The 15,674-nt window shown below is 62.2% G+C and carries 8 protein-coding genes; 4 read left to right on the top strand and 4 right to left on the bottom strand.

Annotated elements, in window-relative coordinates:
- Positions 1-812: 812 nt before the first annotated feature.
- Positions 813-2,288 carry an OmpA family protein gene (locus tag FZE95_RS14045; protein ID WP_190324574.1) on the bottom strand — a complete coding sequence of 492 codons (1,476 nt, stop codon included), beginning with the start codon at positions 2,286-2,288 and terminating at the stop codon, positions 813-815.
- Between the two features lie 292 nt (positions 2,289-2,580).
- Between FZE95_RS14045 and recC the strand changes: the two genes are divergently transcribed.
- From recC to recD, 3 genes are read left to right on the top strand one after another with little or no spacing between them, the layout of a single operon-like run.
- Positions 2,581-6,072, top strand: a complete 3,492-nt coding sequence (gene recC, locus FZE95_RS14040) for an exodeoxyribonuclease V subunit gamma (RefSeq protein ID WP_150301488.1) — start codon at positions 2,581-2,583, stop codon at positions 6,070-6,072.
- Positions 6,069-9,752 (top strand): exodeoxyribonuclease V subunit beta, encoded by a 3,684-nt coding sequence (recB, locus tag FZE95_RS14035; protein ID WP_150301487.1) that lies wholly within the window; start codon positions 6,069-6,071, stop codon positions 9,750-9,752. The genes recC and recB overlap by 4 nt, the downstream gene beginning before the upstream one ends.
- Positions 9,749-11,842: an exodeoxyribonuclease V subunit alpha gene (gene recD / locus FZE95_RS14030; protein ID WP_150301486.1), complete on the top strand. Its 2,094-nt coding sequence runs from the start codon at positions 9,749-9,751 to the stop codon at positions 11,840-11,842. The genes recB and recD overlap by 4 nt, the downstream gene beginning before the upstream one ends.
- Here the strand turns inward: recD and FZE95_RS14025 are convergent, their stop codons facing one another.
- From FZE95_RS14025 to ggt, 3 genes are read right to left on the bottom strand one after another with little or no spacing between them, the layout of a single operon-like run.
- Entirely contained in the window at positions 11,843-12,523 is a 681-nt protein-coding gene (locus tag FZE95_RS14025) for a gamma-glutamyl-gamma-aminobutyrate hydrolase family protein (RefSeq protein ID WP_150301485.1), read from the bottom strand.
- Positions 12,520-13,524 (bottom strand): amidoligase family protein, encoded by a 1,005-nt coding sequence (locus tag FZE95_RS14020; RefSeq protein ID WP_150301484.1) that lies wholly within the window; start codon positions 13,522-13,524, stop codon positions 12,520-12,522. Before FZE95_RS14020 ends, FZE95_RS14025 begins: the two co-directional genes overlap by 4 nt.
- 57 nt (positions 13,525-13,581) lie before the next feature.
- On the bottom strand, positions 13,582-15,177 hold the full coding sequence (gene ggt / locus FZE95_RS14015) for a gamma-glutamyltransferase (protein ID WP_190324573.1): 1,596 nt from the start codon (positions 15,175-15,177) through the stop codon (positions 13,582-13,584).
- Between the two features lie 254 nt (positions 15,178-15,431).
- On the opposite strand from ggt, the gene FZE95_RS14010 reads away from it, so the two are divergent.
- Positions 15,432-15,629: a hypothetical protein gene (locus tag FZE95_RS14010; RefSeq protein WP_150301482.1), complete on the top strand. Its 198-nt coding sequence runs from the start codon at positions 15,432-15,434 to the stop codon at positions 15,627-15,629.
- The last annotated feature ends 45 nt before the right edge of the window (positions 15,630-15,674 follow it).

Raw genomic sequence — 15,674 nt, 5'->3', positions numbered from 1 at the left:
GGCCATGAGTAATCAGGCCGGTTTTTTTGTGCCTGCATTGCCGGGGCTCGGCGTAGTCTTGCTGTCGAGACGGAGCTCGACACTCCCAGAAAGCCCCCGCTGATAGTGTGTCTACNAGACGGAGCTCGACACTCCCAGAAAGCCCCCGCTGATAGTGTGTCTACCTGGGGGTGTAGCGCGCCTGCGCTACGCCGATTCTGGCGCCACTGCGCGGCCAGTCGTCGGTCCGAACACGGCCCGAAGCGCCGACAATCCGAGGGAAGTGGCATTGCTGTTCTGGGGGTGTAGCGCGCCTGCGCTCCGCAGATTTTGGCGCCACTGCGCGGCCGGTCGTCGAGTCCGAACACGGCCCGAGGCGCCGACAATCCGAGGGAAGTGGCATTGCTGTTCTGGGGGTGTAGCGCGCCTGCGCTCCGCAGATTTTGGCGCCACTGCGCGGCCGGTCGTCGAGTCCGAACACGGCCCGAGGCGCCGACAATCCGAGGGAAGTGGCATTGCTGTTCTGGGGGTGTAGCGCGCCTGCGCTACGCCGATTCTGGCGCCACTCCGTGGCCAGTCGTCGAGTCCGAAGATGGCCCGAGGCGCCGACAATCCGAGGGAAGTGGCATTGCTGTTCTGGGGGTGTAGCGCGCCTGCGCTACGCCGATTTTGGCGCCACTCCGTGGCCAGTCGTCGAGTCCGAAGATGGCCCGAGGCGCTCGACAACCTTGGGACAAGCTAATCAGCTGCGCTTTCAATTGATACGCTGGATCAGCTCCACGCGCCGGTTGAATGCTTTTCAGCAGCTTTGCAGGGTCCGCCAGTGGCGACGCTCAGGGCAGACGGCTGACCAGTTCGACGCGACGGTTCTGGGATCGCCCATCTTCGGTGGTATTGCTCGCCAGTGGCGCATAGGGCCCCATACCGGCAGAGTGCAGCCGTGCGGCAGCTATCCCGTGATCCTTGACCAGCGCCTGAACCACAGACTCCGCCCGCGCAGCTGACAGGCGCAGGTTGAGTTCGGGCGAACCCACATCATCGGTATGCCCGACCACATAAAACCGGAGCTCAGGGTAATCGTTCAGCAGTTGGGCAACCGCTTCGAGCGCCGGCTTGGATTCCGCTCTGATGGTCGATTTGCCGGTGTCGAACTGAACCCCTTCTATCGAAGCCTTGCCGGATTCCTCCAGCTCAGTGTGCAGCAGGTCCGAATCCACTGCCACCAGGCCCATCTCGATGGGGCCGGTTTCAATAACGGCCTGCTGGACAGCGGTATCGCCGCGGTACTCGCCGATAAACAGGGCGATATAAGCCAGGCCGTTGACAGTCTCGCGGCGTGCCACGAGGTAATGCGGGTCCCGATAGTAGTTATAGACGTTGCCGGTATTGGCGATGAGGGCACCCAGCGCGCGAATCTCTGTGGAATTGCCGCACGCCTCCCTTGAGCATTCATAGAGGATTTCGAAGCCGGCATCCGCCAGCGCGGACGTATAGTTGCGGTATACCTTGAGCGTGGACACCTTGTTCAGTTCATAGAAATGCCGGGTCAGCTCGCCAGTCAATTCGATCTTCTCGAATTCATCTACGTTGCGTGAAGCAGTCACAACGCTGACCGGGATGACGAAATGTTCGTATTCACTGTGTGTGCGTTCGCGAATACGCGCTCCTGGATAGCGCGACAGCAGCGCATGGTCCCGTGCCCGCTGCGCGGGGGTGATCACAGCGATCTCGGTATCAAGCTCACGTGGCTGATCGAGATACGTCAGGTCGATTTCGATGAGGTCGTCGCGAATCTGGGACTCCTCGATGATGACCTGTTGCACCGCGGCTTCTCCGTCGTCGCCACCAATGAACACCGCCACGTGGGCCTTGCCCTCATCGGCTTCAGCGAGAATGTAATAGGGGTCCTGCCAGAAGGTAAATACGCTATTGCTGATAGCCAGTTTTGCGCCAAGCTCCTGGATCTGGCGCTGGTTGCCGCACTCATCGCGGCTGCATTCGAACAGGATGTTCATGCCGGCGCGCTCAATTGCGGCTTTGTAGTTCTGGTATACCTTCAGGGTTGATGTGTTGCGAATGCGGTAGGTATGCCGGGTCATGTCGCCGATCAGCTTGAGCTCGGGAAAGGTCATGCTGGCTTCTTCGGGTGGCAAGCCGGTCGGCAAGGCAAAGCGCTCGAAACTTACCTGCTGATAACTGGTTGCCCGGGCTTCCGGAAAGCGGCTCAGAAGGGGGTGATCAGGCGATTTGGCGACAGCGCACATCGGCGCAGTAACAAGCAAAAGGGTCAACACGGCGTAGCGAAACATGAGGCTATATCCTTTGGCGAAACATTCCTGGGACGTCGGGCTCACCCACATCATGCTCCGGATGGAGCGGGGCCGCGAAAAGTTCGTTGCATTGAGGTCTGGCATGGTCTGGCTGAGTTAGGTAAAGCGGTCGCTGAATGCATCGGATCACCCGGAACTGACAGCTGAATACGCCTGTTAGTTCCGCTGAGTGGCTGCGACGCCAAATGTCGTGGTCGGGCCTGATACTATTCACACATTGCAACGCGGCCGTGCAGCTTCGCCCGGTCGTCCAGTCTGTTACGGAGCATTCATGCAGCAAACCGAGCCCCTGGTACCAGGACTGATGATCATCCATGGCAATCGCCTGGAGTCGCTTCGCCAACTGGTGGTCAGCTGGGTGGCAGGCCACCCGCTGCGACCGCTGGAAAACGAAGTGGTGCTGGTGCAGAGCAACGGTATTGCGCAATGGCTCAAGCAGGCGCTGGCCGCGGACGTGACTGACGACGACACCAGCGGCTGCGGAATCGCCGCGGCGTTCGATGTGCAGCTACCGGCGCGTTTTCTGTGGCAGGCGTACCGCAGCGTGCTGGGCGCTGAAGCCGTGCCCACTACCTCGCCACTGGATAAAGCACCGCTGACCTGGCGACTCATGCGCCTGCTGCCAGCGCTGATGGACCAGCCCGACTTCGAGCCGTTGCAGCGTTTTCTGGCAGACGATGATGATTGTCGCAAGCGATACCAGCTCTCAGAGCGGTTGGCCGACCTGTTTGACCAATACCAGGTATACCGCGCCGACTGGCTGACCGACTGGGCGGCCGGACGGGATCAGGTCCGCCATGCGCGCGACGGCATAAAACAGCTTGAGCCGGCGGATCGCTGGCAGCCGGCGCTATGGCGCGCCCTGCTTGAAGATGTCGGTGCGGCGCGTCTGGCCGACAGTCGCGCGGGTATTCATCCGCGCTTTGTCGAGGCACTGCAGAGCGCAACGGAACGGCCCGCCGGGTTGCCGCGCCGGGTCATCGTGTTTGGAATCTCATCACTGCCGGCGCAATATCTGGAAGCGCTGGCAGCGGTCGGGCGCTTCAGCCAGGTGCTGCTATGTGTACTCAACCCCTGCCAGCATCACTGGGGCGACATCGTCGGCGATCAGGATCTGCTGCGCCATCAATACCAGCGCCAGCAGCGGCGTCCCGGTACCCCGGCGCAGCTGGACGAATACAGCCTGCATCAACATGCCCATCCGCTGCTCGCTGCCTGGGGCAAACAGGGCCGGGATTACATCAATCTGCTCGATAGCCACGATGACCGCGCCAGCTATGAAGCGCAGTTTGCTGGTCTCAATGGTGGTCGCATCGACCTGTTTGACGCACCTGATACCAGCCATCTGCTTGGTCAGCTACAGGATGACATTCTCGACCTGCGGCCTTTGGCCGAAACGCGCGAGCTATGGCCCGCCGTCGATCCGGTTAACGACCAGTCCCTGCGCTTTCACCTGGGCCACAGCCCGCAGCGCGAGGTCGAGATACTCCACGATCAGTTGCTTGCCTGGTTCAACGCTGACCCCAGCCTGCGTCCGCGCGACATCATCGTCATGGTTCCGGATGTGAATACCTATGCACCGCACATCCTGGCAGTCTTTGGCCAATATGGCGCCGAGGACGAACGCTTTATTCCTTTCACGCTGGCGGATCAGGGGCAGCGGGGGATCGATCCGCTGCTGATTGCGCTGGAGCATCTGCTTCGTTTGCCCGATAGCCGGCTGCCGGTCAGCGAAGTGCTTGATCTGCTCGACGTGCCGGCGCTACGCCAGCGCTTCGGTATTCATGAGAGCGACCTGCCGACGCTACGCCGCTGGATTGAAGGCTCTGGTATCCGTTGGGGTCTCGACGCCGAACGTCGTGCCGAGCTCGGCCTGCCGGCGGGTTTGCATGCCAACACCTGGCGCTTCGGGCTGCGGCGGATGTTGCTTGGCTATGCGGTTGGCACCGGCGAGCCCTGTGGCGACATCGAGCCCTATGACGAAATTGGCGGGCTGGACGCCGCGCTGATCGGCCCGCTGGTAAAGCTGCTGGATACGCTGGATCACAGCTGCACCGAGCTGGCCGGGCAGGCCAGCTGCGCGGTGTGGGGCGAGCGTTTCCGTCATCTGCTGCAAGCCTTTTTCCGGGCCGATACCGAGCGCGACGAGCGTCTGCTGACCCAGTTGCAGGAAGGGCTCGACGGCTGGCTGGAACTCTGTGAGAGCGTGGCGTTGGAAGATGCCTTGCCGCTGAATGTAGCGCGTGAAGCCTGGCTCGGCGCAGTCGAACAGAACCAGCTCAGCCAGCGTTTTCTGGCGGGTGCCGTCAACTTCTGTACGCTGATGCCCATGCGCGCGATCCCGTTCCGGCGTATCTGCCTGCTGGGCATGAATGATGGCGATTATCCGCGCGCGCAACCGCCGCTGGATTTCGATCTGATGGGACGCGACTACCGGCCCGGTGACCGTTCGCGTCGTGAGGACGACCGCTACCTGCTGCTTGAGGCGCTACTGTCCGCGCGCGAGCGGCTGTACATAAGCTGGATCGGACACAGCATTCGTGACAACAGCGAGCGTCCGGCCTCGGTGCTGGTCGGGCAGTTGCGCGATCATCTACAGTCGGGTTGGCACCCGGCCGACCAGCGCGATTTGCTGGATGCTCTGACCATCGAGCATCCCCTGCAACCCTTCAGCAAGCGCTACTTTCAGGACGGCGGTGAGCTGTTCAGCTATGCAGGGGAGTGGCTGCCGATGCACGCCACTCCCGCTGACGTCCAGGCGGATAAGGCATTGCCGGCAATGCCCCCGGAGGCGCCGATCGAGCTGGAAGCGCTGCAGCGCTTTCTGCGCAACCCGGTGGCGCACTTTTTCAGCGCACGGCTCAAGGTCTATCTCGATGACCGCATCGAGAACCTGATTGATCACGAGCCCTTCGCTCTGGACGGGCTACAGACCTATCACCTGAGCCAGACCATTCTCGAAAGTGGCCAGCGTCTCGAACCCGATATGGATATCGACCAGGCGCTGCAAGGCTTTGCGACCCGGCTCAAAGGCCAGGGGCAGTTTCCGTTGGCCGGTTTTGGTGAGATGGCGGCCAACGAATTGCTCTCGCCACTGGGTGATCAGCTGCGTAACTATCAGAGCCTGTGCGCAAGCTGGGGTGCGATACAAGAGACGCCCCTCCCGTTGCAGGGTCAGTACGGCGCATTACATCTGGCGAGTTGGTTAAGCGGGCTGCGCACTGCTCTGCATGGCAACGCGCTGGCGCGGATTCGTCTGGCGCCGGGGAAGATTCTCGACAAAAAAACGGGTAGTCCGAACTGGCGCAAGCTGCTGGCCGACTGGACGACCCATGTGGTGGCCTGCGCCAGCGGGTATGAACTGCATAGCTACGTGGTAGCGGGGGATGTCCCCATGCACTTCAAACCCGTGCCGCAGGAGCAGGCCGACGAGATGCTGTGTACCTGGCTTGAAGATTATCAATTGGGGCTGGAACGTCCCTTGCCCTGCGCACCTGAGGCCGCCTTTGCCTGGCTCAAGGGCCTGGCCAAAAAGGACGAAGCGCACGCCGAAGCGGAAGCTATCAAGGCCTATGAAGGTAACTGGAACGCCGGCGGGGAGGTGGGTAAAAGCGCGGTACTGCAGCGGCAATATCCCGATTTCGCCAGCCTCAGCCTGAGCGGCGAATTCGCGCTGTATTGTGACCGACTCTACGCACCGCTGGTGCACGCCAGCCTCGACGAGTTGGTGGTGATTTACCAGCCTCTGGAGGAAACAGTATGAGCACGGATGCGCGCCCCCTGGCGCTGCGTTTCCCCCTGCGTGGAAGTCGGCTGATCGAGGCCAGCGCCGGGACGGGCAAGACCTTTACCATCTCCGCGCTGTACTTACGGCTGGTGCTAGGGCACGGCGGAAGTGAAGCCGGGCTGGGACGGGAGTTGTTACCGCCGGAAATTCTGGTGGTGACCTTTACCGATGCGGCGACGCGCGAGTTGCGCGACCGCATTCGTGCCCGGCTGGTGGAAGCAGCTCAGGCGTTTCGCGGTGAGCTGGCTAATGCCGACACCGTCTTGCAGAGCCTGCTGGATGATTACGACGCGGCGGATTGGCCGGCCTGCGCGCGTCGACTGGATATCGCTGCGCAATGGATGGACCAGGCCGCCGTCTCGACTATCCATAGCTGGTGCCAGCGCATGTTGCGCGAACATGCCTTCGATAGCGGTAGCCTCTTCACTCAGCAGCTGGAGACCGATCACAGCGAATTGCTGGCCGAAGTGGTGCGCGATTACTGGCGTCAACAGTGCTATAGCCTCAGCGCCGGTGGGTTGTTATGGGTGCGCCAGAGTTGGGGCGAGCCGGATCGCCTGATTTCCCAGGTCAAGGCTCTCTTTCAGGAGTCGCTGGAGCATCCCGGGCAATCGCTGGACGAGCTGATTGTGCCGGTGCTGGCCCAGGCCGAAGAGCGCCTGGCGCAACTCAAAGCGCCGTGGGCTGCCTGGGTTGATGAGTTGGAGTCGCTGCTTGATAGGGCCGTAGAGGTCGGCCATGTGGACAAGCGCAAGGTGCAAAAACGCTACTACGCGCCCTGGTGCGAGAAGTTGCGCAGTTGGGCCGGTGACCCGCCTGTGCAATTGCTCGACTTGCCGGACGCAGCCTGGAAACGCCTGTGTCATGACGGGCTCGCCGAAGCCTGGAAGACCGGCGACGTGCCTTCACATGCTGCGCTGGATGCGCTGGCCACATTGCAGGCCGATCTTCAGGCATTACCCAATCCCCGCCAGGCCGCGCTGCGGCATGCGGCTGGTTGGATCCGTCAGCGTTTCGAGCAGGAAAAACGCCGCCGCGCCGAAATGGGGTTCGATGACATGCTTGCCCGGCTCGACGTTGCCTTGCACGGCGCAAACGGTGAGCGGCTGGCGGACGTCATTCGCCGGCAGTTTCCGGTAGCCCTGATCGACGAATTCCAGGACACCGATCCGCTGCAGTACCGGATCTTCGACCGCGTGTATCGGGTGACGGAAAACGATCCCGAGTACGGATTGTTTCTGATTGGTGATCCCAAGCAGGCGATCTATGCCTTCCGCGGCGCGGATATCCATACCTATCTGCAGGCCAAGAAGGCCACCGCCGGACGCCACGAGAACCTGGACACCAACTTCCGCTCCAGCCATTCCATGGTGAAAGCGGTCAACCGGGTGTTTGACCTTGCCGAGAAACGTCCGGATGGCCGCGGCGCCTTTCTGTTTGCCAACGGCGATGAGCGGCCCTTGCCCTTTATCGAAGTCGCTGCCAAGGGGCGACCGGAAGTCTGGACCGTGGAGGAGCAGACTCCGCCAGCGCTGACCGCCTGGCATTTGTCCAGCGAAGAGCCGCTGGCGGGCGGCGTCTATCAGCAGGAAATGGCCGCCCGCTGCGCCAGCGAAATGGTGCGCCTGCTCAACCTTGGTCAGCAGAATCAGGCGGGTTTCCTGGATCCGCAACATGGTATGCGCGGGGTGCGCCCGGCAGACATGGCGGTGCTGGTGCGCGGTTTCCGTGAGGCGCAGGCGATACGCAGCGAACTGGCAGCGCGGGGCGTGCGCAGCGTCTATCTCTCGGACAAGGACTCGGTGCTGACCACTGGCGAGGCAGCGGATGTGCTGCGCTGGTTGCGTGCCTGCGCCGAGCCGGATAACGACCGCCTGCTGCGGGCGGCCCTGGCCAGCGCCACACTCGGCCTGGCCTGGACGGTGCTGGATGAGCTAAACCAGGACGAGCGCATCTGGGAACAGCGGGTATTCCAGTTCCGCGACTACCGCCGGGTCTGGCTACGTCAGGGTGTGCTGCCCATGCTGCGCAAACTCATCCATGACTTCGATTTGCCGGCGCGCCTGCTGGCAGAAAGCGATGGTGAGCGCCGCCTGACCAATCTGCTGCATCTCGCCGAGCTGTTACAACAGGCCTCGCGCGAACTGGATGGTGAGCAGGCGCTGGTGCGTCATCTGGCCGAGCTGCTGGCAAACCCTTCTGCCAGTGCTTCGGATGAACAAATCCTGCGTCTGGAAAGCGATGCTGCGCTGGTCAAGGTGGTGACCATTCACAAATCCAAGGGCCTGGAGTACCCGCTGGTATTTCTGCCCTTTATCTGTGGCGTCAGGCCGGTCAACAAGGACGCCCCGGTCCGCCTGCATGATGGCGAAACCGCAAGATTGATACTCGAGCCGACCGAAGACGAAGTGGCCCAGGCGGACGCCGAACGGCTCGCCGAGGACTTGCGACTTTTATATGTCGCTCTGACCCGTGCGCGGCACGCCTGCTGGTTGGGCATGGCCGACATCAAGCACGGCAACGGCAAGGCTTCGATTCTGCACCGCTCGGCTGTGGGGCAACTGTTGAGCGGCGGGCAAGCGTTGACGTCTTCCGCCGTGCTGCCGGGCCTGCTGGCGCAGTGGTCCGCGCCAGGCATCGTCGAGGCGCAGCCAGTGCCCGATTCCTCCGACGAATGCTTCCAGCCAATAACCGGTCCCGTGCCAGAATTGCATGCCCGACATACGCAACGGCGCGCGGCCGAGCACTGGTGGATAGCCTCGTACAGTGCCTTGCGCCCCGACGACAGAGTGCTGCAGCGCACCCGCTCGGACGATGCCGCGCCGGATAGCCCGGCGGCGCAAAAAGCCACGGATGATGAGCGCCACTCGATCTTCGTGCCGCTGCGTGCGGGAGAGCTGGCCACCATTCACCGCTTCCCCCGTGGCCCAGGCCCCGGCACCTTTCTGCATGGTTTGCTTGAGCTGGCCGGTATGGAAGGTTTCAGCAAACTGGCAACCGCAAGCGCCTGTGAGCAATTGCTGCGCCCGCGCTGCGTTCGGCGCGGCTGGGAGCAGTGGGTTACGCCGCTGGCTGAGTGGCTGAGCGGCTTGATCAACCGGCCCTGGCCATTGGCGGGAACCGAGAAGCTGAGCCTGGCGGGGCTGGAGCCCGAGCAGTATCAGGCCGAGATGGAGTTTCTGTTCGCTGCCAGCCGGGTTGATGGCCAGCAGCTGGATGCGTTGGTGCAGGCCCAGGTGCTGCCCGGCCAGCCGCGCGCACCGCTGGCGCCGGAGCGGCTCAACGGCTTGTTCAAGGGCTACATCGATCTGGTGTGCGAGCATGAGTCGCGCTATTACGTGGTCGATTACAAGTCCAATTGGCTGGGCCAGGACGAAACGGCCTATACCGAGGCGGCAATGGAGTCGGCTGTGCTTGAGCACCGCTACGATCTCCAGTTCGTGTTTTATCTGCTGGCGCTACACCGCCAGCTCAAGGCCCGCCTGCCAGGTTATGACTACAACCAGCACGTGGGTGGCGCGGTGTACTGGTTTGTGCGGGGCGGCGCTGCGGAGAATGCCGGCATCTGGCATTGCCGTCCGCCACGCGAGCTTATCGAGTCGCTGGACAGGTTGTTCGCCGGTGAATCTCTGGTGCTGGATGAGGTGGTGTCATGACTGTCGAACAACTTGATCTGCTCAGCAGTCCCGAAGCTGATCCCAACCAGGCGCCGCCTGAAAATGGGCCGGACCAGGGTGCTCTGGGGGATATTCCGGCCACGCTGGCGTTGCTTGATCGGTGGGTCGAGCTTGGCTGGTTGCGCGCACTTGACCGTGCGCTGGCCGCCTTCATGCTCGAGCTGGACGCCGATAGCGCGCCGTTGACGCTGATGGCCGCCGCACTGACCAGCCATCAGCTTGGCCATGGACACGTTTGTCTGGACATCGGGGAAACACTGCGCGCCCCTGATTTTGCCCTGTCCTTGCCCCCGGAGGGTGACGATGCGGCACTAGGCGTAGCGCTTCCCTCGCAGGTGCTTGCTGCGGTGCAGGCGGCGGATTGGCTGGCGATACTCGCGGCCAGCGGCGTGGTCGACAGCGAAGCCGGCGGGGGTGGCGGTGAGCCGCTGGTGCTGCGCGGGGCACGGCTTTACCTGCGCCGCTATTGGCGGTACGAACGCCAGGTGATGGATTCGCTGCGCCAGCGGCTGAGTCGACCATTGGTATTGCCGGAGGGTTTTCAGGCAGGGCTGGAGCGGTTGTTCGCCAGCAGCCAGACGCAGCCGGATTGGCAGAAGCTGGCCTGCGCCGTGGCGGCGCGCGGCGCTTTCAGCATCATCACCGGCGGGCCGGGAACCGGCAAGACCACCACTGTGGTACGGCTGCTGGCGCTATTGCAGGAGCCGGCCGTCCAGGCAGGACGACCACTGCGCATTCGTCTGGCTGCGCCCACCGGCAAGGCCGCAGCGCGTTTGACCGAGTCGATTGGCAGGCAGGTCGGACAGCTGACGCTCAGCCCTGCGGTACTCGAAGAGATTCCCACGGCGGTGACGACGGTTCACCGCCTGCTAGGCAGCCGACCGGACACCCGCCATTTCCGTCATCATGCGGGCAATCCGCTGCCACTGGACGTACTGGTGGTGGATGAAGCCTCGATGATCGATCTGGAAATGATGGCCAATCTGCTGGGCGCCTTGCCCGCCCATGCACGACTGGTGCTGCTCGGCGACAAGGATCAACTGGCCTCGGTGGAGGCCGGCGCGGTGCTTGGCGACCTGTGCCGCGATGCCGAAGCGGGGCGCTATTCCCCGGAAACCCGCCAATGGCTGGAACAGGTCGGCGGTCAATTGCTGGCGCCGGCGGGCCTGGAGACCGGCGATTCGCAGCAGCACCCATTGGCGCAGCAGACGGTCATGCTGCGGCATTCGCATCGCTTCGGTGCCCAGAGCGGCATTGGCGAGCTGGCACGGGCGGTGAATCGCAGCGACCCGCAGGCCGCGCGTAGCGTGTTGAACGCAGGATATCCGGACATTCGCAGTCGGCTGCTCGGCTCGGTCGAAGACGCCGCGTTGAGTACGATGATGCTCGGCACTCTGGGCGAGGGCTTGCCTGGCTACGCGCAGTATCTCGACAGATTGACTACCGAACGTCCCGCCGCCGAGACCCCAGCAACCAGCCCCGCCTGGGAAAACTGGGCGCGGTCGGTGCTGACGTCATTCGATGCATTTCAGGTGCTCTGCGCGGTGCGCAAGGGTCCGTGGGGCATTGAGAACCTGAACCGGCGTATCGCGGAGATTCTGCAGCGCCGCGGTCTGCTTGATAGCAGTCAGGCCTGGTATGAGGGGCGGCCGGTGCTGGTCACGCGCAACGATTACAACCTGGGATTGATGAATGGTGATATCGGCATCGCCATGAAGGTCAAGGACAAACCCCTGCGCGAGGGCGAGCCGGAGCGGCTGGTGCTGCGGGTCGCTTTCCCGCGCAACGATGGTTCCGGCAGTTTGCGCTTCATCCTGCCCAGCCGGTTGACCGAGGTAGAAACGGTGTTTGCCATGACTGTGCACAAATCCCAGGGTTCGGAATTCGCGCACACGGTGCTGATCCTGCCCGAAACCCGCAGCCCGGTATTGACCAAGGAGCTGGTCTACACCGGCATTACCCGCGCCAGCCAGCAATTTACGCTGGTGGAAACGCGGCAGGGCATCTTCGAGGCGGCGGTGGCGCAGCCGGTACGGCGTATCAGCGGGTTGAACGTGAGCACAACCTGATCAGACGACCGGTTGCTGCCCCTTGCACGCTGCCAGCAGCGCCTTGAAGATGCGCCGTTGGCGGCTGATAAACAGCAAAAACTCCGGGTGCCATTGCACACCGAGCAGGAAGGGATGGCCCGGATCCTCGATAGCCTGGACGATGCCGTCGAGATCGCGCCCGGTCACCTGCAAATCTACACCGACGCGGTCGATAGCCTGATTGTGCAGACTGTTGATCTTGCATCGGTGAGTGCGAAGCAGCCGGCTGACGAATGTTTGGGGTTCAAGCAGCAGCGTTTTCAGCGGCAGTATGGTCCAGCGGTTCGAGGTCATCTTGCGATGTGATTTCAACTCCTGGAACAGGTTGCCACCGCGACGCGCGTTGAGCAGCTGAGCTCCTCGGCAGATCCCCAATAACGGGAGGTGGCGCTTGAGTGCGTCGTCAATCACGACGATTTCCAGCGCATCACGTTCCGAGTCGTATTTGGGTTGCACCTCGGGTTCCGCGGCATAAAGCACCGGATCGATATCGTGCCCGCCGGTGACCACCACGCCATCATAATTCAACGCTGTAATCGGATCGCCCGGCCGCACCTGCAGCGGTTGTCCGCCATACAGACGCACCGCCATGGCAACCAGAAAACGTGGGCCAAACGCGCCCCGTGTGGGCCCGGTAATCGCGATAATCGGTTTGCTCATTCAGTTTTGCGCAACCAGTGCCTGCGGGTTTCTTCGGCCCAGCGCGACAGCAGACGGCCCACGCCACGCTCAAGATGTTGCGAATAGGCTCTGCAGCAGGCTTCGAGACGGGGCGCGTCGGCTGCCAGGTATTCCACTTCAAGCCAGTCATTCCAGGCCAGATGCATGCCCCATCCCGGTTGATCGATTCGGCAATCGGGCAGGCGGTAATGCAGCGTTGGACGCGACTTGATCAATTTATCACCGGTATGCGCGGCGACCCGGTGGGGATCCAGATGCTTGAACAGCGGCAACATGTCCAGCGCCCGGTTGCGCGTGGGGTTATCGCGTAGATAATCACTGATCAGCGTCGGCAGATTCGGCCGGTAGGCGGGATTGATCACCTGGCGCACGTACACCGCCGGGAACGGATCGACATACGAGGTAAGTTTGCGGGTCATGTTGATATTGGCGCGGGCATTCAGCCAATCATAGAGGCACATGAAGGCCTTGAGGTAGGCGCAGATGGTTTCGGCTTCAGTGTCAGGCATTTCCGGGTTGAACTGCATGCCGAAAGCATTCGCCACCCGATCAGCAGTGCCCTTGGCCCCGGCTTCGCGTAGCTCAACGATCAGTTTGTTGACCTCGCCGAGACGATCCATGGGCAGTGGTGGGCTGACCAGCTCCAGCGGGACCAGGCTGTCTGCGACCCATTTCAGCAGGTCTTCGGCCGAGGATTTAAGCTCATCGCCCAGGTCCTCCTCCATGCGCTGTTCGCGGCCCATGTTCTTGAGCAGGCGAAAATCCAGTTCCACCACCCAATCGCCCGCTGGATCGCCACGCAAGGTGCGCTCATAGCGGCTACTCGGCTCGACCTGGCAGTTGAGAAAGTTGGCCGCAACAGCTGCCAGGCGATCAATATCCAGGCCGTTCATTTCCAGCTCGACACCGACCCGGCGCAGGTTGCCTTCGGCATTGGTCCGCCACGGCGGCAACGGAAAAGCAGTATCCGATGTGGTCATGCATGGCTCCCTGGATGCGTAAAAGTCTGTCTTCAAGGTGTGACAGCGAAACCGGGCTCAGTCTCCCAAAGCAACGCCATCCAGCCGTGGATCAGCCCCGCCGCGCCAGGTTCCGTTGATGCGTTCCATGCCATGCAGGCCGCTGGTCATGGGAACGATTCTGACCTCGTGTCCAAGTTGCTCCAGTTCCTCACTCAGCGTTTCAAGATCGGTGCCGGCTTCAAGCTCGATGCCCAGGCCCCGCTCGACGATGTTGGGCAGGGCCATGGCATCCTGAATATCCATGTTCCAGTCCAGCACGCCAATCAGCGTCTTGAGCACGTATCCGGGGATGCGGCTGCCGCCCCGCGATCCGATCACCAGCCGGATGTTGTTCTGTTGATCGAACACGAACAGCGGCGCCATGGAGCTACGCGGACGCTTACCGGGGCCCACCGCGTTGGGATGCGTGTGCTCATTGAGCTGCGGATCGAAGGTGAAGTCGCTGAGCTGATTGTTGATCACGAAGCCCTGGCTGAGCATGCGGCTGCCGAAGGGCGCCTCGTTGGAGCTGGTCAGCGCAACCAGGTTGCCGTCAGCATCGACCACGCTGAAATGAGAGGTTCCCTGTTCCTCCGGCTCGGGCTTGGGGGTGACAGGCATTTCCGGCCGTTGGCCCGGTTCGCCCGGTCGGGCAATATTCATGGCCTGGTCCGAATCGATCAACGCCGCACGCTGGCGCAGATACTGGCGGTCCAGTAGCTGATCTACCGGCACCTCCACGAAATCCGGATCGCCGACGTAATGGTTGCGGTCGGCAAATGCCAGCCGGCTGGCTTCGGCTATCAAATGCACAGTGGCGGGCGCGTCAGGCGCCATATCAGCGATCGGGAAATGCTCAAGCATGCCGAGCGCCTGCTGCACAATCAGGCCGCCGGCGGTGGGCGGACCGGCACTGCATACTGTCCATTGCCGGTAAGGAGCGCAGACTGCTTCGCGCTCGATTGGACGGTAGTCAGCGAAATCCTCGGTGGCCATGTCAGCCTTGCCCCAGCGCGCGTCATTAATCCGCTCGACCAAGCGCTCGGCAATCTCGCCCTGATAGAACGCCTCGGGACCCTGATCAGCCAGTTGCCTCAGCGTGTCGGCCAGTTGCGGGTTGCGCAGCGTCGGCTCGCTGTCGCCGATCTGTTCGCGAAAATAATCGCGCGTGTCGGCAAATAAACGCAGGGACCAGTCCGACTCGATCTGCTCTTGCAGCCGAGGGGGCATGGGCAGCCCCTGTTTGGCCAGCGTGATGGCTGGCTCGAAAAGCTCGGCCCAGGAGAGCCGGCCATGTTCGCGGTGGGCTGCGCCGAGCATGGCGATCAGGCCCGGCACACCGACCGAGGATCCACTCGGGATAGTCAGTGCCCTTGGGTGGCTGATGCCGAATGTCATGAAACGCTCTGGTTGAGCCGCCTCGGGGGCAGTTTCGCGTCCGTCATACACCAGGGTGCGCTGGTTTTTCTCGTCATGCAGCAACAGGAAGCCGCCGCCGCCAATGCCGGTCTCGGGCGCCTCGATAAAACCTAGCACCATCTGCACGGCAATGGCTGCGTCCACTGCATGCCCGCCGCGACGCAACATTTCCAGTCCGGCTTCAACCGCTGCGGGGTGGGCGGCAGAAACCATATGCCGAGTCGCCATTCGCTGTTCGACAGGTTGTTCTGTGCGCAGGGTTGTGGCGGGATCGCTGCCCGAGCAGCCTGATAGAATGGTAAGTGCCACGCCGATCAGGGCAATAGCCGACGTTTTGTATACAAGCGGTGTATATAAGAGTGATCTGAACATGCAAACGAGGCTAGTAGCTGATGAGCTGGGCGTCTACAGCGATGTTAGTTGGTGTAGAATTGTCGGCTCACCATCTAATATCTAACAGGCAGGATATGACGAAACTCGCAGAGTTCCGAGCCGCCGAGCGCAAGCTCGCCGAGCAACTGGCTCATCTGGAAGCCTTGCAAAAGGACTCCCAACTGCAAAGCGAACTCGCTTTCAACGACGAACTCAAGACCCTGATGAAAGACTACAACATGCCGGCGCGCACTGTGCTGGCCATTCTCCGCTCGGCACCTGCTCAAGCCTGAGGTGTTACGTTCGATGAATGACCGCTGGCGACGGTGGATTATCTG

The organism is Pseudomonas profundi, assembly GCF_008638305.1.
GTDB classification, from domain to species: Bacteria; Pseudomonadota; Gammaproteobacteria; order Pseudomonadales; family Pseudomonadaceae; genus Halopseudomonas; species Halopseudomonas profundi.
Note: the sequence above shows the minus strand (reverse complement) of the source record. Positions and strands in the feature narration are given on the sequence as shown.

Coding starts and splice junctions, on each gene's coding strand:
- FZE95_RS14020 (WP_150301484.1), bottom strand. CDS start 13,524: ATGACCACATCGGATACTGCTTTTCCGTTGCCGCCGTGGCGGACCAAT.
- ggt (WP_190324573.1), bottom strand. CDS start 15,177: ATGGTTTCTGCCGCCCACCCCGCAGCGGTTGAAGCCGGACTGGAAATG.
- recC (WP_150301488.1), top strand. CDS start 2,581: ATGCAGCAAACCGAGCCCCTGGTACCAGGACTGATGATCATCCATGGC.
- recB (WP_150301487.1), top strand. CDS start 6,069: ATGAGCACGGATGCGCGCCCCCTGGCGCTGCGTTTCCCCCTGCGTGGA.
- FZE95_RS14010 (WP_150301482.1), top strand. CDS start 15,432: ATGACGAAACTCGCAGAGTTCCGAGCCGCCGAGCGCAAGCTCGCCGAG.
- FZE95_RS14025 (WP_150301485.1), bottom strand. CDS start 12,523: ATGAGCAAACCGATTATCGCGATTACCGGGCCCACACGGGGCGCGTTT.
- FZE95_RS14045 (WP_190324574.1), bottom strand. CDS start 2,288: ATGTTTCGCTACGCCGTGTTGACCCTTTTGCTTGTTACTGCGCCGATG.
- recD (WP_150301486.1), top strand. CDS start 9,749: ATGACTGTCGAACAACTTGATCTGCTCAGCAGTCCCGAAGCTGATCCC.